The organism is Pseudomonas sp. S10E 269 (assembly GCF_002798465.1).
GTDB classification, from domain to species: Bacteria; Pseudomonadota; Gammaproteobacteria; order Pseudomonadales; family Pseudomonadaceae; genus Aquipseudomonas; species Aquipseudomonas pergaminensis.
The window spans coordinates 2,156,049-2,175,562 of record NZ_PHIJ01000001.1 but is presented as its reverse complement, the minus strand read 5'-3'; the positions used below and the strand labels follow the sequence as shown (position 1 = coordinate 2,175,562).

The window sequence follows — 19,514 nt, the reverse complement described above, 5'->3', positions numbered from 1 at the left end:
CAAAGCCCGCCTCCGGTTACCCGGGGCGGGCTGTGTTTTGACAAATCAGGTTGCTGGCAGTGGACCCGTCAGGTCAGGGCCAGCGAGCGCTAAATCAGCGCCAGAACGGCTTGCTCAGCTCTTCGTAGCGTTGAGCTTCGCTGATGCCTGCGTCAGCCAGCAGACGCGAATCCAGGCGAGCCAGTTGGTGGCGGCTGGAGATGCGGCGCTGCCACAACATCAGGTTGGCGATAACGCGCAGAGGCAGGGAGGCCTGGGTGTTTACAGCTTTTTCTTCGAAAAACAGTTCGGAACTGAGTGTACGTTCCATGATGACATCCTTCCGCTTGTGGCGGGATTAGGTAGTGGTTTAACTGATGCCAATGATCCTCTTCCGGCGCAAGACTCTCTAGATACAGTTCACCTGTATTGTGAGGGGCCAGTTAACTGTTTATAGGCGCTGTACTGTACAGAAATGGGGCAACTGTACCTGTCTGCACTCAAATAGTGCGAAATGGGTGTTTTTGGTCTGGCTAGTAGGATATTTCAGTAGGAAATGACCGGTACAGCAGTACAGTTTTTTCAATAAGTACGGCCGGCGCAGCCGAGCTGATGAAACTGTATTTGCATCAGCCCGAATCTGTACCAATCACGCCTTGAGCATGTGCCCGGTTTCTTCCAGGTTGATGTGCCAGCTCAGTGCCTCGCGCAGGATGTGCGGGGTGTGCCCACCGATTGCGCAGGCGGCATTGAAGTAACTGTTCAGCGCATCGCGGTAAGCCGGATGCACACAGTTGTCGATGATCACTCGGGCCCGTTCCCGTGGCGCCAGGCCACGCAGGTCGGCGAGCCCGACTTCGGTCACCAGGATGTCGACGTCATGCTCGGTATGGTCCACATGGCTGACCATGGGCACGACGCTGGAAATAGCCCCGCCCTTGGCAATCGACTTGGTGACGAAGATCGCCAGGTGCGCATTGCGCGCAAAGTCCCCGGAGCCGCCAATGCCATTCATCATCCGCGTGCCGCAGACGTGGGTGGAGTTGACGTTGCCGTAGATGTCGAACTCCAGCGCGGTGTTGATACCGATAATGCCCAGGCGACGTACCACTTCAGGGTGGTTGGAGATCTCCTGCGGGCGCAGCACCAGCTTGTCCTTATAGTGTTCCAGGTTGCCGAACACGTCGGCATTGCGTCGCTCTGACAAGGTGATCGAGCTGCCCGAAGCAAAGCTGAGCTTGCCTGCGTCGATCAGGTCGAAGGTTGAATCCTGCAACACTTCCGAATACATGGTCAGGTCTTCGAACGGTGACTCGATCAACCCGCACATCACAGCGTTGGCAATATTGCCGATCCCGGCCTGCAGCGGGCCGAGCTTGTTGGTCATGCGGCCTGCGTCGACTTCCTGCTTTAGGAAGTTGATGAGGTGGTTGGCGATGCCCTGTGTGTCGCTGTCGGGCGGCGTCACGGTCGAGGCGGAGTCGGCCTGGTTGGTGATGACAATGGCGACGATTTTTTCCGGCGGGATCGGAATGGCGGTGCTACCGATACGGTCGTCGACTTTCACCAGAGGGATTGGCGTGCGCGTCGGCCGGTAGGTCGGGATATAGATGTCGTGCAACCCTTCCAGATTTGGATTGTGTGCCAGGTTGATCTCGACGATCACCTGCTTGGCGAAAATCGCGAAGCTGGCGGAGTTGCCTACGGACGTGGTGGGAACGATGTGGCCTTGTTCAGTGATCGCGACCGCTTCAATCACCGCGATGTCCGGCAGCTTGAGCTGGTTGTTGCGCAGTTGCTCGACGGTTTCCGACAGGTGTTGGTCGATAAACATCACCTCGCCGGCGTTGATCGCCTTGCGCAGCGTGCTGTCGACTTGAAACGGCATGCGCCGTGACAGCACGCCGGCTTCGGTCAATTGCTTGTCCAGGTCATTGCCCAGGCTGGCGCCGGTCATCAGGGTGATTTTCAGCGGGGAAGTCTTGGCGCGTTCGGCCAGGGCGTGGGGGACGGCCTTGGCTTCACCGGCACGGGTGAAGCCGCTCATGCCAACGGTCATGCCGTCTTCGATCAGTGCGGCGGCGTCTGCCGCGCTCATGACCTTGTTCAACAACGAAGGCAAGCGGATGCGATCACGGTACATGGATTCTTATCTCAGGCTACGGAAGCAAGGTGCGCAGTTTAGTGATTTCAAAAAATTTCGGCCCGCTACCATGGTCGAATGCCAGGCAGCGATTTAGAGCCTTTGGTCGGGTTTCATGCGGTAATAAAAAACCCCAGCCTACTGGAGGCCGGGGTTTCGAGTATTGCGCTGAAGCAGGGTTACTCGACGGCTTTGACCATGTCTTCGATGACCTTCTTGGCATCACCGAAGACCATCATGGTCTTGTCCAGGTAGAACAACTCGTTATCCAGACCGGCATAGCCGCTGGCCATCGAGCGTTTGTTGACGATGATGGTTTTGGCCTTGAACGCCTCGAGGATCGGCATGCCGGCAATCGGCGAGTTCGGGTCGTTCTTCGCGGCCGGGTTGACCACGTCGTTCGCGCCCAGTACCAGCACCACGTCGGCTTGGCCGAACTCGGAGTTGATGTCCTCCATCTCGAACACCTGGTCATAAGGCACTTCGGCCTCGGCGAGCAGTACGTTCATGTGCCCAGGCATACGGCCTGCTACCGGGTGGATCGCGTATTTCACCGTGACGCCATGATGGGTCAGCTTTTCCGTCAGTTCCTTGAGCGCATGTTGCGCCCGCGCCACCGCCAGGCCGTAGCCCGGGACGATAATCACGGTGTCGGCGTTGGTCAGCAGGAAGGTCGCATCGTCGGCGGAGCCGGATTTGACCGGGCGTGCTTCTTTAGAACCCGCCGCTGCACCCGCATCCGGCGCGTTGCCGAAGCCGCCGAGCAGTACATTAAAGAAGGAACGGTTCATCGCCTTGCACATGATGTAGGACAGGATCGCGCCGCTGGAGCCCACCAAGGAGCCGGCGATGATCAGCATCGAGTTGTTCAGCGAGAAACCGATACCTGCCGCTGCCCAGCCGGAGTAGCTGTTGAGCATCGACACGACCACTGGCATATCGGCGCCGCCAATCGGGATGATGATCAGCACGCCCAGCACGAAGGCCAAAGCCAGCATCAGGGCGAAGGCAGTCAGGTTGCCGGTAAACATAAACGCCAGGCCGAGGCCGAGGGTCAGCAGGCCGAGCACCAGGTTCAGTTTGTGTTGGCCGCCGAACTGTACCGGTGCGCCCTGGAACAGGCGGAACTTGTATTTGCCCGACAGCTTGCCGAACGCAATCACCGAACCGGAGAAGGTAATCGCACCGATGGCCGCACCGAGGAACAGCTCCAGTCGGTTACCCGCAGGAATCGCGTCGCCCAGGTGTTTGACGATGCCCAGCGATTGCGGCTCGACCACCGCGGCAATGGCGATGAACACCGCAGCCAGGCCGATCATGCTGTGCATGAACGCCACCAGTTCCGGCATCTTGGTCATTTCTACACGTTTGGCCATGATCGAACCGGCAGTCCCGCCGATCAGCAGGCCGACAATTACGTAACCGATGCCGGCGGTGGCCAGCTCGGCGCCGAGCTTATAAATGAGGCCCACGGTAGTGAGCACCGCCAGCGCCATGCCGAGCATGCCAAACACGTTGCCGCGTCGCGAAGTGGTGGGATGTGACAGGCCCTTGAGTGCCTGGATAAAGCAGATCGACGCGATCAGGTAGAGCGTCGTGACCAGATTCATGCTCATTACTTCGGCGCCTCTTCTTTTACTTTCGGGGCTTTCTTCTTGAACATCTCAAGCATGCGGCGCGTCACCAGGAAGCCACCGAACACGTTGACCGCTGCAAGTGCTACAGCCAGGGTGCCCATGGTCTTGCCCAGCGGGGTCACGGTCAGTGCGGCGGCCAGCATGGCGCCGACGATCACGATTGCCGAGATGGCGTTGGTCACCGCCATCAACGGCGTGTGCAGCGCGGGGGTAACGTTCCAGACCACGTGGTAACCGACATAAATCGCCAGCACAAAGATGATCAGGTTGTAGATACCGGGGGAGATAAGCTCTTCCATCGACTGAATCCCTGCTTAGGCGTTTTTGCGGATGACTTGGCCGTCGCGGCACATCAGGCACGCGGCGACGATGTCGTCTTCGAGGTTGATTTCAAACTGCCCTTCCTTGGTGAAGACCAGCTTCAGGAAGTCCAGCAGGTTGCGCGCATACAAGGCTGACGCGTCGGCAGCGACGGCACCGGCCAGGTTGGTTGGGCCGCAGATGATCACGCCGTTTTCCACGACGACTTGGTCGGCGACCGTCAGCGGGCAGTTGCCGCCTTGGGCGGCTGCGAGGTCGATCACTACCGAGCCGGGCTTCATTTGCGCGACGGTGTCGGCGCTGAGCAAGGTCGGTGCTTTACGGCCGGGAATCAGGGCGGTGGTGATGACGATGTCGGCCTGCTTTGCGCGCTCGTGAACCGCCAGGGCCTGGCGCTGCATCCAACTGGTCGGCATTGGACGGGCGTAACCACCGACGCCGACGGCGCATTCGCGTTCTTCATCGGTTTCGTAGGGCACGTCGACGAACTTGGCGCCTAGAGATTCGATCTGCTCTTTTACCGCCGGGCGTACGTCAGAAGCTTCGATCACGGCACCCAAGCGTTTTGCCGTGGCAATCGCCTGCAGGCCTGCAACGCCGGCGCCGAGAATCAACACGCGTGCCGCCTTAACCGTACCGGCCGCCGTCATCAGCATCGGCATGAAGCGCGGGTAGTGATGAGCGGCGAGCAACACGGCTTTATAGCCGGCGATGTTGGCCTGGGACGACAGCACGTCGAGGCTCTGGGCACGCGAGGTGCGTGGAGCCGCTTCGAGCGCAAAGGCGGTGATGCCGCGTTCGGCGAGCTTGGCGATGGTTTCGTTGCTGAACGGATTGAGCATGCCCACCAACACGGTGCCGCTTTTGATCAGCGCCAGTTCGCTGTCGCTGGGGGCAACCACCTTGAGAATCAGCTCGGCGCCAAATGCATCGCCGGCACTGCCGATGGTTGCGCCTGCCGTTACATAGGCACTGTCGACGATGCTGGCGTTGATGCCTGCGCCGCTTTGTACAGTGACCTTATGGCCCTGGCCGATCAGCTTCTTGATGGTTTCCGGGGTGGCAGCCACCCGCGTTTCACCGGTCTGGGTTTCGAGAGGAACACCAATGTGCACGTCAAATCTCCTGCATGATCTTTTTGCTTTTGATCTTTTTGTAAAAAGGCCAGTGCACCGCGAGTGGCGCAACTGGGGCGGCCGATCAGCACGATCCCGCTGAAATGACAGCGGGGCGCGGCATTTTGCAGGCGAACTTTACGGCCATCAAGGGATTATGACGGGTGACGAAAAATTAACTACAAGTCACCCTGTGACTGATTGTCGCAACACTCGGTAATAACCGCTTCAAATACATGGGCTTAAAGGGCTGCAGGCGCTTTTGCAATCTTTTTTCATCGTTGGTGTGAATAGTCGGCCATTGGCTTGTATTAGTCGCTACAAGCCAAGTAGATCATGGCCTTGAGCCTTATTTTCGACTGACAGATACAGTCTGCTTAAATGCGACATATATGTATATCTGTAGGTGTGAATAATTGCTGACTACAAAGTCAGCAAATGGCGTTTGTCCTTTAAATATCAGGGCTGTAGCGCTTGGACTGGTCGACCAGCCAGTCCCGGAATGCATGCAATGACGCGGATTCGACCTTTTTGTCAGGAATCATCAGGTAATAAGCCTTCGAGCTGCTCAGCGCTTCGGGGCTCGCGACCACCAGTTGGCCCTCCTCCAGCTCACGTTGGATAAGGAACGGGGGTATTAGGGCGATGCCCATGTCATGCATGGCGGCTTGGGACAACATCGAGAATAGCTCGTAACGCGGACCTGTCATGTCGCGGGGGATGTTCAGTTGCTGAGCGTTGAACCATTGGCGCCACGCATAGGGCCGGGTGGTTTGCTGCAGGAGCGGCAGTTCTGCGATGTCCTGGGGGCTGAACTGCGTGCGGTTACCCAGTAGCCGAGGGCTGCACACGGGAACGGGGTTTTCCCCCATCAGTCGATGGGACTCGGTGCCGGACCAGTCGGCATCGCCGAAGTAGATTGCGGCGTCGAATTCGGTGTCGGCAAACAGGAAGGGGCGTGTTCGGTTCGTGAGGTTGACCGTGACTTCAGGATGCTGGCGTTGGAAGTCCTTGAGGCGAGGTATCAGCCACTGAGTGCCGAACGTCGGGACCACGGCCAGCTCGATGGTGTTAGCGCCCTGCTGGCCCATGACGGAGAGCGTGTCGCGCTCTACCGCATCCAATTGCGTGGCGACGCGACGGCTATAGGACAGCCCCGCTTCCGTCAGCTTTACCCCGCGCCGTGAGCGGCGAAACAGCTCGACACTTAAAAATTCCTCAAGGCTGGCGATCTGTCGACAGATGGCACCTTGAGTGATCGAAAGCTCCTGCGCCGCTTTGGTAAAGCTCTCGTGGCGGGCGGCCGCTTCAAAACTGACAAGAGCGGTGGTGCTGGGAATTTTTCTGCGCATATACCGTGTCCTCACTTGCCAAGGCGCATATGCGCCATTTTCTGCTGCTTCGAAGTGAGAAATTAGCACAACCCTATGCAGAAACCTCGTTTGCCCTCTGCGCTTGCCGGGCCTAGGCTGCTTCCACGACTTCTGATTCTTTCGCGAGGACTTATTCATGGCTGGCAAGGCAAGCTTCAACTGGATCGATCCACTGCTGCTGGATCAACAGCTCACCGAAGAAGAGCGCATGGTGCGCGACAGTGCTGAGCAGTTCGCCCAGGACAAGTTGGCGCCGCGTGTGCTCGAAGCCTTCCGCCATGAAAAGACCGACCCTGCCATTTTCCGCGAGATGGGCGAGACCGGTTTGCTCGGTGCGATGATCCCCGAGCAGTACGGTGGCAGCGGCTTGAACTACGTCAGTTATGGGTTGATTGCCCGTGAGGTGGAGCGTGTCGACTCCGGCTATCGCTCGATGATGAGTGTGCAGTCGTCACTGGTCATGGTGCCGATCAACGAGTTCGGCACCGAGGCGCAGAAACAGAAGTACCTGCCGAAGCTGGCTTCTGGCGAATGGATCGGTTGCTTTGGTCTGACAGAGCCTAACCATGGTTCCGACCCAGGCGCGATGATTACCCGTGCGCGCAAGGTGGAAGGTGGTTATAGCCTGACAGGCGCAAAAATGTGGATCACCAATAGCCCGATCGCGGATGTGTTTGTGGTGTGGGGCAAGGACGATGCCGGTGATATCCGCGGCTTTGTCCTGGAGAAAGGTTGGAAGGGCCTGAGCGCTCCGGCGATTCATGGCAAGGTCGGGCTGCGCGCTTCCATCACCGGCGAGATCGTCATGGATAACGTGTTTGTGCCGGAAGAGAACATCTTCCCGGACGTGCGTGGTTTGAAGGGGCCGTTCACCTGCCTTAACTCTGCACGCTATGGCATCTCTTGGGGCGCGTTGGGCGCTGCTGAGTTCTGCTGGCATACCGCTCGCCAATACACGCTCGATCGTCATCAGTTCGGGCGTCCGTTGGCGGCTACCCAGCTGATCCAGAAAAAGCTGGCCGATATGCAGACTGAGATCACCTTGGCCTTGCAGGGCTGCCTGCGCCTGGGGCGCATGAAGGACGAAGGCACGGCTGCGGTTGAGATCACTTCGATCATGAAGCGTAACTCGTGTGGCAAGTCCCTGGATATCGCGCGCATGGCTCGGGACATGCTGGGTGGCAATGGTATTTCCGACGAATTCGGGGTGGCGCGTCATCTGGTCAACCTGGAGGTGGTCAATACCTATGAAGGTACTCATGACGTGCATGCCTTGATTCTGGGGCGTGCGCAAACCGGTCTTCAGGCGTTCTATTAATAGGAGCACGGCATGGGCGCGCTTTCGCATCTGCGGGTACTGGATTTATCGCGAGTACTGGCGGGCCCTTGGTCCGGGCAGATCCTTGCGGATCTTGGGGCTGAGGTAATCAAGGTCGAACGGCCGGGCAGTGGCGACGACACACGCGCCTGGGGGCCGCCCTTCCTTAAGGATGCTTATGGCGAGAACACTAGCGAGGCAGCGTATTACCTGTCGGCCAATCGCAATAAGGAGTCGGTGACAATCGACTTCACGCGGCCTGAGGGGCAGGCGCTGGTACGTGAGCTGGCGGCTAAGTCGGACATTTTGATCGAGAATTTCAAGGTGGGCGGCCTGGCAGCGTATGGTTTGGATTATGAGTCGCTCAAGGAGATCAATCCGGAGCTGATCTACTGCTCGATCACGGGCTTCGGTCAGACCGGGCCTTATGCAGCGCGTGCGGGCTATGACTTCATGATTCAGGGGCTGGGCGGGCTGATGAGTCTGACCGGCCGGCCCGAGGGGGAGGATGGCGCTGGGCCGGTGAAGGTGGGCGTGGCGCTGACTGACATCCTTACGGGGCTTTACTCGACCGTGGCAATACTGGCGGCACTGGCCCATCGGGACCATGACGGTGGTGGGCAGCACATCGATATGGCGTTGCTGGATGTGCAGGTGGCATGCCTGGCCAATCAGGCGATGAATTACCTGACAACGGGCGTGCCGCCAAAGCGCTTGGGTAATGCGCATCCGAATATCGTGCCTTACCAGGACTTTCCCACGGCCGACGGTGATTTCATCCTGACGGTGGGTAATGACGGGCAGTTTCGCAAGTTTGCTGAAGTGGCTGGGCAGCCACAGTGGGCGGATGATCCGCGCTTCTCTACTAATAAGGTGCGGGTGGCCAATCGGGCGGAGCTGATCCCGTTGATTCGTCAGGCGACGGTATTCAAGACGACGGCTGAGTGGGTGTCACAGTTGGAGCGGGTTGGAGTGCCGTGTGGGCCTATCAACGATTTGGCGCAGGTGTTTGCCGATCCCCAAGTAAAGGCGCGTGGGCTGGCGATGGCGTTACCTCATGCCTTGGCAGGGATGGTGCCTCAGGTTGCCAGTCCGATACGGCTGTCCAAAACGCCTGTGGAGTACCGTAGTGCGCCTCCCCTGCTGGGGGAGCACACGGCCAAGGTGCTTCAAGAGGTGTTGGGATTGGGTGTGGCGAATGTGGTCGCATTGAAGGCTGCGGGCGTTATCTGAATCCCTTCTTCTATATAGAGGGCATAACCGGCTCTCTATTGATGGTTTTTTAATCAACTCTAACTAATTGATAGAAAAGTAAAATTAAGGGTTGACGGCAGATTCTGGAAGTCTATAATTCGCCCCACTTCCGGCGCAGTCGAAACGGAAAACTCCTTGGTAAACAAAGAGTTACGCAGAATTCGACAGCGATTTGCTTCAGATCATCGAAGCCCAGAAGGAGTTGGTAGAGCAGTGTTGTTTGGCTCTATTAACGTTTCGATCTTCTCGGTCGAAAGCGGAGAAAAAGAGGTGTTGACAGCAGCGTGTAACGCTGTAGAATTCGCCTCCCGCTAACGAGAGATCGGAAGCGCAAGTGGTTGAAGTTGTTGAAGAAATCTTCGAAAACTTCTGAAAATAATCACTTGACAGCAAATGAGGCTGCTGTAGAATGCGCGCCTCGGTTGAGACGAAAGATCTTAACCAACCGCTCTTTAACAACTGAATCAAGCAATTCGTGTGGGTGCTTGTGGAGTCAGACTGATAGTCAACAAGATTATCAGCATCACAAGTTACTCCGCGAGAAATCAAAGATGTAACCAACGATTGCTGAGCCAAGTTTAGGGTTTCTTAAAAACCCAAAGATGTTTGAACTGAAGAGTTTGATCATGGCTCAGATTGAACGCTGGCGGCAGGCCTAACACATGCAAGTCGAGCGGTAGAGAGAAGCTTGCTTCTCTTGAGAGCGGCGGACGGGTGAGTAATGCCTAGGAATCTGCCTGGTAGTGGGGGATAACGTTCGGAAACGGACGCTAATACCGCATACGTCCTACGGGAGAAAGCAGGGGACCTTCGGGCCTTGCGCTATCAGATGAGCCTAGGTCGGATTAGCTAGTTGGTGGGGTAATGGCTCACCAAGGCGACGATCCGTAACTGGTCTGAGAGGATGATCAGTCACACTGGAACTGAGACACGGTCCAGACTCCTACGGGAGGCAGCAGTGGGGAATATTGGACAATGGGCGAAAGCCTGATCCAGCCATGCCGCGTGTGTGAAGAAGGTCTTCGGATTGTAAAGCACTTTAAGTTGGGAGGAAGGGTTGTAGATTAATACTCTGCAATTTTGACGTTACCGACAGAATAAGCACCGGCTAACTCTGTGCCAGCAGCCGCGGTAATACAGAGGGTGCAAGCGTTAATCGGAATTACTGGGCGTAAAGCGCGCGTAGGTGGTTTGTTAAGTTGGATGTGAAATCCCCGGGCTCAACCTGGGAACTGCATTCAAAACTGACTGACTAGAGTATGGTAGAGGGTGGTGGAATTTCCTGTGTAGCGGTGAAATGCGTAGATATAGGAAGGAACACCAGTGGCGAAGGCGACCACCTGGACTAATACTGACACTGAGGTGCGAAAGCGTGGGGAGCAAACAGGATTAGATACCCTGGTAGTCCACGCCGTAAACGATGTCAACTAGCCGTTGGAAGCCTTGAGCTTTTAGTGGCGCAGCTAACGCATTAAGTTGACCGCCTGGGGAGTACGGCCGCAAGGTTAAAACTCAAATGAATTGACGGGGGCCCGCACAAGCGGTGGAGCATGTGGTTTAATTCGAAGCAACGCGAAGAACCTTACCAGGCCTTGACATCCAATGAACTTTCTAGAGATAGATTGGTGCCTTCGGGAACATTGAGACAGGTGCTGCATGGCTGTCGTCAGCTCGTGTCGTGAGATGTTGGGTTAAGTCCCGTAACGAGCGCAACCCTTGTCCTTAGTTACCAGCACGTTATGGTGGGCACTCTAAGGAGACTGCCGGTGACAAACCGGAGGAAGGTGGGGATGACGTCAAGTCATCATGGCCCTTACGGCCTGGGCTACACACGTGCTACAATGGTCGGTACAGAGGGTTGCCAAGCCGCGAGGTGGAGCTAATCCCATAAAACCGATCGTAGTCCGGATCGCAGTCTGCAACTCGACTGCGTGAAGTCGGAATCGCTAGTAATCGCGAATCAGAATGTCGCGGTGAATACGTTCCCGGGCCTTGTACACACCGCCCGTCACACCATGGGAGTGGGTTGCACCAGAAGTAGCTAGTCTAACCTTCGGGAGGACGGTTACCACGGTGTGATTCATGACTGGGGTGAAGTCGTAACAAGGTAGCCGTAGGGGAACCTGCGGCTGGATCACCTCCTTAATCGACGACATCAGCTGCTCCATAAGTTCCCACACGAATTGCTTGATTCATTGAAGAAGACGATAAGAAGCAGCCCGAAATTGGGTCTGTAGCTCAGTTGGTTAGAGCGCACCCCTGATAAGGGTGAGGTCGGCAGTTCGAATCTGCCCAGACCCACCAATTTTGTGTGGGAAACGCCTGTAGAAATACGGGGCCATAGCTCAGCTGGGAGAGCGCCTGCCTTGCACGCAGGAGGTCAACGGTTCGATCCCGTTTGGCTCCACCACTACTGCTTCTGAAGTTTTGAAAGCTTAGAAATGAGCATTCCATCCAAGCGATGGTGAATGTTGATTTCTAGTCTTTGATTAGATCGTTCTTTAAAAATTTGGGTATGTGATAGAAAGATAGACTGAACGTTACTTTCACTGGTAACGGATCAGGCTAAGGTAAAATTTGTGAGTTCTCTTAATTGAGAAATTCGAATTTTCGGCGAATGTCGTCTTCACAGTATAACCAGATTGCTTGGGGTTATATGGTCAAGTGAAGAAGCGCATACGGTGGATGCCTTGGCAGTCAGAGGCGATGAAAGACGTGGTAGCCTGCGAAAAGCTTCGGGGAGTCGGCAAACAGACTTTGATCCGGAGATGTCTGAATGGGGGAACCCAGCCATCATAAGATGGTTATCTTGTACTGAATACATAGGTGCAAGAGGCGAACCAGGGGAACTGAAACATCTAAGTACCCTGAGGAAAAGAAATCAACCGAGATTCCCTTAGTAGTGGCGAGCGAACGGGGACTAGCCCTTAAGTGGCTTTGAGATTAGCGGAACGCTCTGGAAAGTGCGGCCATAGTGGGTGATAGCCCTGTACGCGAAAATCTCTTAGTCATGAAATCGAGTAGGACGGAGCACGAGAAACTTTGTCTGAATATGGGGGGACCATCCTCCAAGGCTAAATACTACTGACTGACCGATAGTGAACTAGTACCGTGAGGGAAAGGCGAAAAGAACCCCGGAGAGGGGAGTGAAATAGATCCTGAAACCGTATGCGTACAAGCAGTGGGAGCAGACTTTGTTCTGTGACTGCGTACCTTTTGTATAATGGGTCAGCGACTTATTTTCAGTGGCGAGCTTAACCGAATAGGGGAGGCGTAGCGAAAGCGAGTCTTAATAGGGCGTCTAGTCGCTGGGAATAGACCCGAAACCGGGCGATCTATCCATGGGCAGGTTGAAGGTTGGGTAACACTAACTGGAGGACCGAACCGACTACCGTTGAAAAGTTAGCGGATGACCTGTGGATCGGAGTGAAAGGCTAATCAAGCTCGGAGATAGCTGGTTCTCCTCGAAAGCTATTTAGGTAGCGCCTCATGTATCACTGTAGGGGGTAGAGCACTGTTTCGGCTAGGGGGTCATCCCGACTTACCAAACCGATGCAAACTCCGAATACCTACAAGTGCCGAGCATGGGAGACACACGGCGGGTGCTAACGTCCGTCGTGAAAAGGGAAACAACCCAGACCGTCAGCTAAGGTCCCAAAGTTATGGTTAAGTGGGAAACGATGTGGGAAGGCTTAGACAGCTAGGAGGTTGGCTTAGAAGCAGCCACCCTTTAAAGAAAGCGTAATAGCTCACTAGTCGAGTCGGCCTGCGCGGAAGATGTAACGGGGCTCAAACCATACACCGAAGCTACGGGTATCACGTAAGTGATGCGGTAGAGGAGCGTTCTGTAAGCCTGTGAAGGTGAGTTGAGAAGCTTGCTGGAGGTATCAGAAGTGCGAATGCTGACATGAGTAACGACAATGGGTGTGAAAAACACCCACGCCGAAAGACCAAGGTTTCCTGCGCAACGTTAATCGACGCAGGGTTAGTCGGTCCCTAAGGCGAGGCTGAAAAGCGTAGTCGATGGAAAACAGGTTAATATTCCTGTACTTCTGGTTATTGCGATGGAGGGACGGAGAAGGCTAGGCCAGCTTGGCGTTGGTTGTCCAAGTTTAAGGTGGTAGGCTGAGATCTTAGGTAAATCCGGGATCTTAAGGCCGAGAGCTGATGACGAGTTAACTTTTAGTTAACGAAGTGGTTGATGCCATGCTTCCAAGAAAAGCTTCTAAGCTTCAGGTAACCAGGAACCGTACCCCAAACCGACACAGGTGGTTGGGTAGAGAATACCAAGGCGCTTGAGAGAACTCGGGTGAAGGAACTAGGCAAAATGGCACCGTAACTTCGGGAGAAGGTGCGCCGGTGAGGGTGAAGGACTTGCTCCGTAAGCTCATGCCGGTCGAAGATACCAGGCCGCTGCGACTGTTTATTAAAAACACAGCACTCTGCAAACACGAAAGTGGACGTATAGGGTGTGACGCCTGCCCGGTGCCGGAAGGTTAATTGATGGGGTTAGCTAACGCGAAGCTCTTGATCGAAGCCCCGGTAAACGGCGGCCGTAACTATAACGGTCCTAAGGTAGCGAAATTCCTTGTCGGGTAAGTTCCGACCTGCACGAATGGCGTAACGATGGCGGCGCTGTCTCCACCCGAGACTCAGTGAAATTGAAATCGCTGTGAAGATGCAGTGTATCCGCGGCTAGACGGAAAGACCCCGTGAACCTTTACTATAGCTTTGCACTGGACTTTGAATTTGCTTGTGTAGGATAGGTGGGAGGCTTTGAAGCGTGGACGCCAGTTCGCGTGGAGCCATCCTTGAAATACCACCCTGGCAACTTTGAGGTTCTAACTCAGGTCCGTTATCCGGATCGAGGACAGTGTATGGTGGGTAGTTTGACTGGGGCGGTCTCCTCCTAAAGAGTAACGGAGGAGTACGAAGGTGCGCTCAGACCGGTCGGAAATCGGTCGTAGAGTATAAAGGCAAAAGCGCGCTTGACTGCGAGACAGACACGTCGAGCAGGTACGAAAGTAGGTCTTAGTGATCCGGTGGTTCTGTATGGAAGGGCCATCGCTCAACGGATAAAAGGTACTCCGGGGATAACAGGCTGATACCGCCCAAGAGTTCATATCGACGGCGGTGTTTGGCACCTCGATGTCGGCTCATCACATCCTGGGGCTGAAGCCGGTCCCAAGGGTATGGCTGTTCGCCATTTAAAGTGGTACGCGAGCTGGGTTTAGAACGTCGTGAGACAGTTCGGTCCCTATCTGCCGTGGACGTTTGAGATTTGAGAGGGGCTGCTCCTAGTACGAGAGGACCGGAGTGGACGAACCTCTGGTGTTCCGGTTGTCACGCCAGTGGCATTGCCGGGTAGCTATGTTCGGAATAGATAACCGCTGAAAGCATCTAAGCGGGAAACTAGCCTCAAGATGAGATCTCACTGGAACCTTGAGTTCCCTGAAGGGCCGTCGAAGACTACGACGTTGATAGGTTGGGTGTGTAAGCGCTGTGAGGCGTTGAGCTAACCAATACTAATTGCCCGTGAGGCTTGACCATATAACACCCAAGCAATTTGACTACTCTAACGAGCATCAGATTGCGGTGTGTGAAGACGAAATGAACCGAAAGTTCGACGTTCACAAAACACCGAAAGCTGTCACATACCCAATTTGCTGAAGCGAGGCCAGCTGGTCACGACTCAGTACCCGAATTTCTTGACGACCATAGAGCATTGGAACCACCTGATCCCATCCCGAACTCAGTAGTGAAACGATGCATCGCCGATGGTAGTGTGGGGTTTCCCCATGTGAGAGTAGGTCATCGTCAAGATTAAATTCCAGAACCCCTGTTTGCTAACGCAAACAGGGGTTTTGTTTATGTAGAAGTCCATGAATTTCACCGGCACGTTGCTAGCGCAACGGTCTGGTACACAGAATTTCTTGACGACCATAGAGCATTGGAACCACCTGATCCCATCCCGAACTCAGCAGTGAAACGATGCATCGCCGATGGTAGTGTGGGGTTTCCCCATGTGAGAGTAGGTCATCGTCAAGATTGAATTCCGAAACCCCTGTCTGCTAACGCAGACAGGGGTTTTGTCGTTTAGGGGCCTGGCGATCCAGTTTCTTGCCCTTCTGCGGTGACGCGAGCCACTCTCGCGTAGTAAACCGAGGAGAAGCCGCAGTTAGAAACAAAAAAGCCAGCACCTGACATCAGGCGCTGGCTTGGGTGAAACACGGGCGAATCAGAACTGGTAACTCACCGTCGCGCTGACGTTTCGCTCTTCCCCCAAATAACAGAAGTTCAGGCTGGCACAAGAAGCCACGTAGGTCTCATTGGTAAGGTTGTTGGCATTGAGTCTTACATCGACGCCCTTCAGTCCAACCTTACCCAGGTCATACCCTACAGAGGCATCAAACAAGGTGTAAGAAGGTACCTTCATTGTGTTTTCCGCATCCGCCCAGCTATAGCCCACATAGCGCAATCCGCCTCCAAGCCTCAAGCCATCGAAGGCACCCTGATTAAATTTATAGTCAGCCCAAACGGACGCCATGTGACGCGGGGCTTGAGTCGGAGAGTTGCCCTGGTTCTCAATCAGATTGCCAGCTGTGCTCAGGGTGCTCACCATCGACTTGGAGTATTCAATGTCAGTAAAGGTGTAGCTGCCCAACAGCTTCAAGTTCTCAGTCAGCTGCATATGGGCTTCCAACTCCAACCCCTGCGATCGCACAGCCCCTACAGCACGATAAAAGTTTTCCTGGGGCAGCTTGGTCGCAAGGTTTTCCTGGTCGATACGAAACCACGACGCGGTAAACAGATTGTCCGTGCCTGGCGGCTGGTATTTCAGCCCCACCTCCCACTGCGTCCCATCAGTAGGTGCCAACGGGTTGCCGCCGCTGTCTGAATAGGAGTTGGGATTAAAGGATTCGGAATAACTGACGTAGGGCGCCAGGCCGTTATCAAACAGATACAAGGCCCCCGCACGCCCAGTGAGCTTGGTGCGTTTGTCGCTTATTTCCGTGCCAACCGGTCGGCTCGTCTCGGCGATCCGATTTTCGTCGGAGGTCTCTACCCAGTCCTGCCGTAGCCCCAGGGAAAACCGCCACTTATCCATTTCAATCAGGTCTTGCAGATAGACGCCAGTCTGCTCCAGCCGGCGCAGATAACTGGTTGGGTTGTAATAGCTGATAGAGGAATTGCCATACACAGGATTGAATGCGTTGATTGGCTGCAGTGATCCGCTCGTCCAGTCCACTACGGTTTTACGCCGCTGATAGTCGGCGCCCATCAACACCGTGTGTTTAGTCGCCCCTGTGAAAAACTCGGCCTGCAGCATGTTATCGATGATGAACGCATGCAGCTTCTCATCACCCCCCGAATAGTAGCGGTTCAGCTCATTGCTGGTCGGTGTGGTCCACCCATAGCCATACACCTGATCCAACTTCACCTTGGAGTCCAGGTAACGGAAGTTCTGTCGCGCAGTGAAAACATCATTGAAGCGATGCTCAAACTGATAGCCAAAGGACTGCTGGTCTCGCTTGTAGCCATCGACCGCCGGTTCACCCTCAAAGAAGTGACTGGAGATCCTCTGGCCATTGCGTTGATGCAGCGCACCATCGGCCGGCATACCGCTGTGATAACCACCCTCTGGGTCGTGCTGCAGATAAGCCTGGAGCGTCAGCGAGGTGTCATCGGTAAAGTCGATGCTCAACGTCGGCGCCAGTGCGTAGCGCTTTTCCTTGGCGTGGTCGAATTGAGTGTCGGATTTATCCGCTAACCCCGTTAGTCGATAGGCGACGCGCTTGTCGTCATCTACCGGACCGCTGAAGTCAAAACCCATACCGCGTTGACCATTGCTGCCGACTGTCGCCTGAACCTGATGATAAGGCTCGAACAGGGGCTTCTTGCTGGTAAGCGCTACTAAACCGCCAGGTGAACTACGCCCATACAACACGGAGGAAGGCCCCTTGAGAATGTCTACACGTTCCAGGAAATACGGGTCTACCTGCATGGTGCTGTAGGTGCCGCTGTCCCCCATGGACTTCAAGCCGTCGAGGTAGATGTTATCCACCGATCCATCGTTGAAGCCACGCATTGCTACATAGTCATACCGGTGCGTCGCGCCGTAGGGGTTGGTCAACACACCAGGCGTGTAGCGCATGGCTTGAGCGACTGTCTGCGAGCCTTGGTCATCCATCTGCTCGCGCGTGACCACCGAGACGGTTTGCGAGGTCTCCAGCAAGGCCGTACTGGTCTTGGTTGCGATCTGGCTGTGAGTCGCGTTGTAGCCGTCCATGCTTCCCAACGCATTGCCCAATGCAAAGCCCTTGATATCAGTGGTTGGCAACGTCAGGGCGCTACTTTCCTGTACGGCCTGCAATACAAAACTCACACCGTCTTCAGAAACGGCCTGCAGCCCTGAGCCATTGAGCAGTTGATTCAACCCCTGTCCGGCAGAATATTCCCCCAGCAGCCCTGCTGATTGGCGACCTTGGGTTTGCGCGGGCGTGCTGGAAAGGGTAATGCCTGCCTGCCGCGCAAACTGGTTGAGCACCTCACCCAGTGGGCCTGCCGGTATCTCGTAGCGTTGATTGACCTGCGAGATACCGGCCTGTGCAGCCATACCGGCGATCGGCGTCATGCTGATGCCCAATGCGGTGGACATTAATGCCACGCGTACGGCTTTTCCCAATAACGGGTAGGAAGAGTTGTGGTGGAAACACGCAGTCATGATCAGGTTCCGTAGAGGCCGGTGAGGGCAGATTGATAGGCTTACTGTCTAAGCCGGACTCACGGAAAAAAGCCGCCAAAAAAACAAACGATCAGGCCGACCGTTCCAGGCTCACCCACCAACGCGTGCGGTAACGCACTTGAACCGGCAACGTTCGCGCCAGGATCGCCAGCAATTGATCGGTGTTCTCCAGGCGGAAGACCCCCGATAGCCGCAAATCAGCTACCTCTGCCGCGCAACCCAGGTAACCCGGTCGATAACGCCCAACCTCTGATAGAAAATCCGCAAGACGCATATCCCGCGTCACGATCAGCCCATCGGTCCAGGCGCCAATGTCCATGGCCAGAGGCGGAGCAAGGGTGGCTTGGGTCTGACGCACGAGGTAGTTATCGCCGGCGTGGGCCTGGGTCGACAACCCATTCGGCTGGTGTGGTGAATGGATGGCCACGTTGCCGCTGACCACGCTTAACCGCGTGCAGTCACTGGTTTGGTGGACAGCGAAACGTCCGTCGATACCTTCGAACAAGCCGTGACGTGTTTGAACCAACAATGGCGCCGACGCAGCCGCACCGCACGTCACCAGGATTTCACCGCGCACCAGGGTTATCAGGCGCTGCTGAGGATTGAAGGCAAGGTCTACGGCACTGTCAGTATTGAGTTGCAGGCGCGTGCCATCGGACAACTGGATGCTACGACGTTCGCCGGTGGCGGTTGCGAAGTCGGAGGTCCAGCGCTGCCAGCCAGTCAGATCCCGGCTTACCCAGGCCGCTGAGCCAGCCACCAGCACGCCGGTCAATAGCTTCAACGCCTGTCGACGGCCCAACCCCTGCGCACTGTTTTCCAGCGCCACATGCGCGCCCGGAATCGCTGCCAGAGTGCCGCTCAACTCCTGTTGCAGCGCCTGTACTCGTTGCCAGGCCACTTCGTGGTCGTGGTGAGCTTCGCGCCACTGCTCACACTGCTCGCGCAGACGGACATTGGCACGGTTGTTACGCAGGCGCAGTGCCCAATTGATAGCCTGTTTGATCACCCGGGGATCGAGTCCGCAACGCGCGGCATTATCCATGGGTGTCATGTTTCATATCGCAGGACATAGCAATGGTAGAGCGCCTCGGCCACATAACGCTCCACTGAGCGCAGCGACACGCCCATGTGCATCGCGATTTGCTTGTGTGTCAGCCCATCGCACTGAGCCAGCAGAAATGCCTTACGCACCTTAGGCTTGAGACCCTCCAAAAGACGGGAAATATCTTCCAGTAATTCCAACACCAGCGCCCGCGCTTCCGCGCTCGGCGCCATTGCCTCGGGCAAATGGGCGATAGATTCGAGGTAAGCCCGTTCGATCTCTTCGCGGCGCCAGTGATCAATCACCAACCCTCGTGCAATGGTGCGCAAAAAGGCCCGGGGAGCCTTGAGTTCAAAGCGTTCGGTTTTCTGCAGCAGGCGTACAAAGGTGTCTTGTGCTAAGTCGGCAGCATCCGCCGCGTTGCCCAGACGGCTACGCAGCCAGGTGTTCAGCCAACTGTGATGGGTGCAATACAGCGCCTGAACAGCGTTTTCACACGGGAAGTACTCAGCAGACGGCATTCAAGCGAACTCGGCCAAACGTCACAAATGATAATTAGTCGCATTGTTCGGGAGGGAGAAAA

Annotated in this window: 11 protein-coding genes, 2 tRNA genes and 4 rRNA genes; 8 read left to right on the top strand and 9 right to left on the bottom strand. The window is 55.7% G+C overall.

The window, feature by feature from the left end; translation table 11 throughout:
- Positions 1-94: 94 nt before the first annotated feature.
- The 6 genes from CWC48_RS10015 to CWC48_RS09990 all read right to left on the bottom strand — a co-directional run bounded on the left by CWC48_RS10015 (position 95) and on the right by CWC48_RS09990 (position 6,547).
- Positions 95-310, bottom strand: a complete 216-nt coding sequence (locus CWC48_RS10015) for a DUF1127 domain-containing protein (RefSeq protein WP_012721550.1) — start codon at positions 308-310, stop codon at positions 95-97.
- A gap of 318 nt (positions 311-628) precedes the next feature.
- The gene (locus tag CWC48_RS10010; RefSeq protein WP_034110661.1) at positions 629-2,122 is read right to left on the bottom strand and encodes an acetyl-CoA hydrolase/transferase family protein; all 1,494 of its coding nucleotides are present in this window, start codon (positions 2,120-2,122) and stop codon (positions 629-631) included.
- Between the two features lie 179 nt (positions 2,123-2,301).
- Positions 2,302-3,738 (bottom strand): NAD(P)(+) transhydrogenase (Re/Si-specific) subunit beta, encoded by a 1,437-nt coding sequence (locus tag CWC48_RS10005; RefSeq protein WP_078046272.1) that lies wholly within the window; start codon positions 3,736-3,738, stop codon positions 2,302-2,304.
- Positions 3,738-4,058 (bottom strand): NAD(P) transhydrogenase subunit alpha, encoded by a 321-nt coding sequence (locus CWC48_RS10000; protein WP_003187417.1) that lies wholly within the window; start codon positions 4,056-4,058, stop codon positions 3,738-3,740. The genes CWC48_RS10005 and CWC48_RS10000 overlap by 1 nt, the downstream gene beginning before the upstream one ends.
- Positions 4,059-4,073: 15 nt before the next feature.
- Positions 4,074-5,195 (bottom strand): Re/Si-specific NAD(P)(+) transhydrogenase subunit alpha, encoded by a 1,122-nt coding sequence (locus CWC48_RS09995; RefSeq protein ID WP_099493329.1) that lies wholly within the window; start codon positions 5,193-5,195, stop codon positions 4,074-4,076.
- A gap of 452 nt (positions 5,196-5,647) precedes the next feature.
- Positions 5,648-6,547, bottom strand: coding sequence for a LysR family transcriptional regulator (locus CWC48_RS09990; protein WP_100491798.1), 900 nt, complete (start codon positions 6,545-6,547; stop codon positions 5,648-5,650).
- A 157-nt stretch (positions 6,548-6,704) separates the two neighbouring features.
- Between CWC48_RS09990 and CWC48_RS09985 the strand changes: the two genes are divergently transcribed.
- The 8 genes from CWC48_RS09985 to rrf (CWC48_RS09945) all read left to right on the top strand — a co-directional run bounded on the left by CWC48_RS09985 (position 6,705) and on the right by rrf (CWC48_RS09945) (position 15,188).
- Positions 6,705-7,886, top strand: coding sequence for an acyl-CoA dehydrogenase (locus CWC48_RS09985; protein ID WP_003170842.1), 1,182 nt, complete (start codon positions 6,705-6,707; stop codon positions 7,884-7,886).
- A gap of 12 nt (positions 7,887-7,898) precedes the next feature.
- Positions 7,899-9,119 carry a CaiB/BaiF CoA-transferase family protein gene (locus CWC48_RS09980; RefSeq protein WP_078046275.1) on the top strand — a complete coding sequence of 407 codons (1,221 nt, stop codon included), beginning with the start codon at positions 7,899-7,901 and terminating at the stop codon, positions 9,117-9,119.
- 629 nt (positions 9,120-9,748) lie between these two features.
- Positions 9,749-11,285 (top strand): 16S ribosomal RNA (locus CWC48_RS09970).
- 82 nt (positions 11,286-11,367) lie between these two features.
- Positions 11,368-11,444: transfer RNA gene (locus tag CWC48_RS09965), tRNA-Ile, on the top strand.
- A 30-nt stretch (positions 11,445-11,474) separates the two neighbouring features.
- Positions 11,475-11,550, top strand: a tRNA-Ala gene (locus CWC48_RS09960).
- A gap of 248 nt (positions 11,551-11,798) precedes the next feature.
- Positions 11,799-14,690: ribosomal RNA gene (locus tag CWC48_RS09955) — 23S ribosomal RNA — on the top strand.
- A gap of 157 nt (positions 14,691-14,847) precedes the next feature.
- Positions 14,848-14,963, top strand: a 5S ribosomal RNA gene (gene rrf / locus CWC48_RS09950).
- Between the two features lie 109 nt (positions 14,964-15,072).
- Positions 15,073-15,188: ribosomal RNA gene (rrf, locus tag CWC48_RS09945) — 5S ribosomal RNA — on the top strand.
- The 16S, 23S and 5S rRNA genes sit together here with 2 tRNA genes alongside, the layout of an rRNA operon.
- A 190-nt stretch (positions 15,189-15,378) precedes the next feature.
- On the opposite strand, the gene CWC48_RS09940 is transcribed toward rrf (CWC48_RS09945), so the two are convergent.
- The 3 genes from CWC48_RS09940 to CWC48_RS09930 form a co-directional block, all read right to left on the bottom strand.
- The gene (locus CWC48_RS09940; protein WP_100491797.1) at positions 15,379-17,865 is read right to left on the bottom strand and encodes a TonB-dependent siderophore receptor; all 2,487 of its coding nucleotides are present in this window, start codon (positions 17,863-17,865) and stop codon (positions 15,379-15,381) included.
- Positions 17,866-17,956: 91 nt separating this feature from the next.
- A complete protein-coding gene (locus tag CWC48_RS09935) occupies positions 17,957-18,940 on the bottom strand; it encodes a FecR domain-containing protein (protein ID WP_100491796.1) in 984 nt (327 codons plus the stop codon).
- Positions 18,937-19,452: a sigma-70 family RNA polymerase sigma factor gene (locus tag CWC48_RS09930; RefSeq protein ID WP_078046278.1), complete on the bottom strand. Its 516-nt coding sequence runs from the start codon at positions 19,450-19,452 to the stop codon at positions 18,937-18,939. Before CWC48_RS09930 ends, CWC48_RS09935 begins: the two co-directional genes overlap by 4 nt.
- Positions 19,453-19,514: the final 62 nt, after the last annotated feature.

What these genes read in the sequence shown, in the direction of transcription:
- CWC48_RS10015 (WP_012721550.1), bottom strand. Translation starts at nt 310, where the DNA reads ATGGAACGTACACTCAGTTCCGAACTGTTTTTCGAAGAAAAAGCTGTA.
- CWC48_RS10010 (WP_034110661.1), bottom strand. Translation starts at nt 2,122, where the DNA reads ATGTACCGTGATCGCATCCGCTTGCCTTCGTTGTTGAACAAGGTCATG.
- CWC48_RS10005 (WP_078046272.1), bottom strand. Translation starts at nt 3,738, where the DNA reads ATGAGCATGAATCTGGTCACGACGCTCTACCTGATCGCGTCGATCTGC.
- CWC48_RS10000 (WP_003187417.1), bottom strand. Translation starts at nt 4,058, where the DNA reads ATGGAAGAGCTTATCTCCCCCGGTATCTACAACCTGATCATCTTTGTG.
- CWC48_RS09990 (WP_100491798.1), bottom strand. Translation starts at nt 6,547, where the DNA reads ATGCGCAGAAAAATTCCCAGCACCACCGCTCTTGTCAGTTTTGAAGCG.
- CWC48_RS09985 (WP_003170842.1), top strand. Translation starts at nt 6,705, where the DNA reads ATGGCTGGCAAGGCAAGCTTCAACTGGATCGATCCACTGCTGCTGGAT.
- CWC48_RS09980 (WP_078046275.1), top strand. Translation starts at nt 7,899, where the DNA reads ATGGGCGCGCTTTCGCATCTGCGGGTACTGGATTTATCGCGAGTACTG.
- CWC48_RS09940 (WP_100491797.1), bottom strand. Translation starts at nt 17,865, where the DNA reads ATGACTGCGTGTTTCCACCACAACTCTTCCTACCCGTTATTGGGAAAA.
- CWC48_RS09935 (WP_100491796.1), bottom strand. Translation starts at nt 18,940, where the DNA reads ATGACACCCATGGATAATGCCGCGCGTTGCGGACTCGATCCCCGGGTG.
- CWC48_RS09930 (WP_078046278.1), bottom strand. Translation starts at nt 19,452, where the DNA reads ATGCCGTCTGCTGAGTACTTCCCGTGTGAAAACGCTGTTCAGGCGCTG.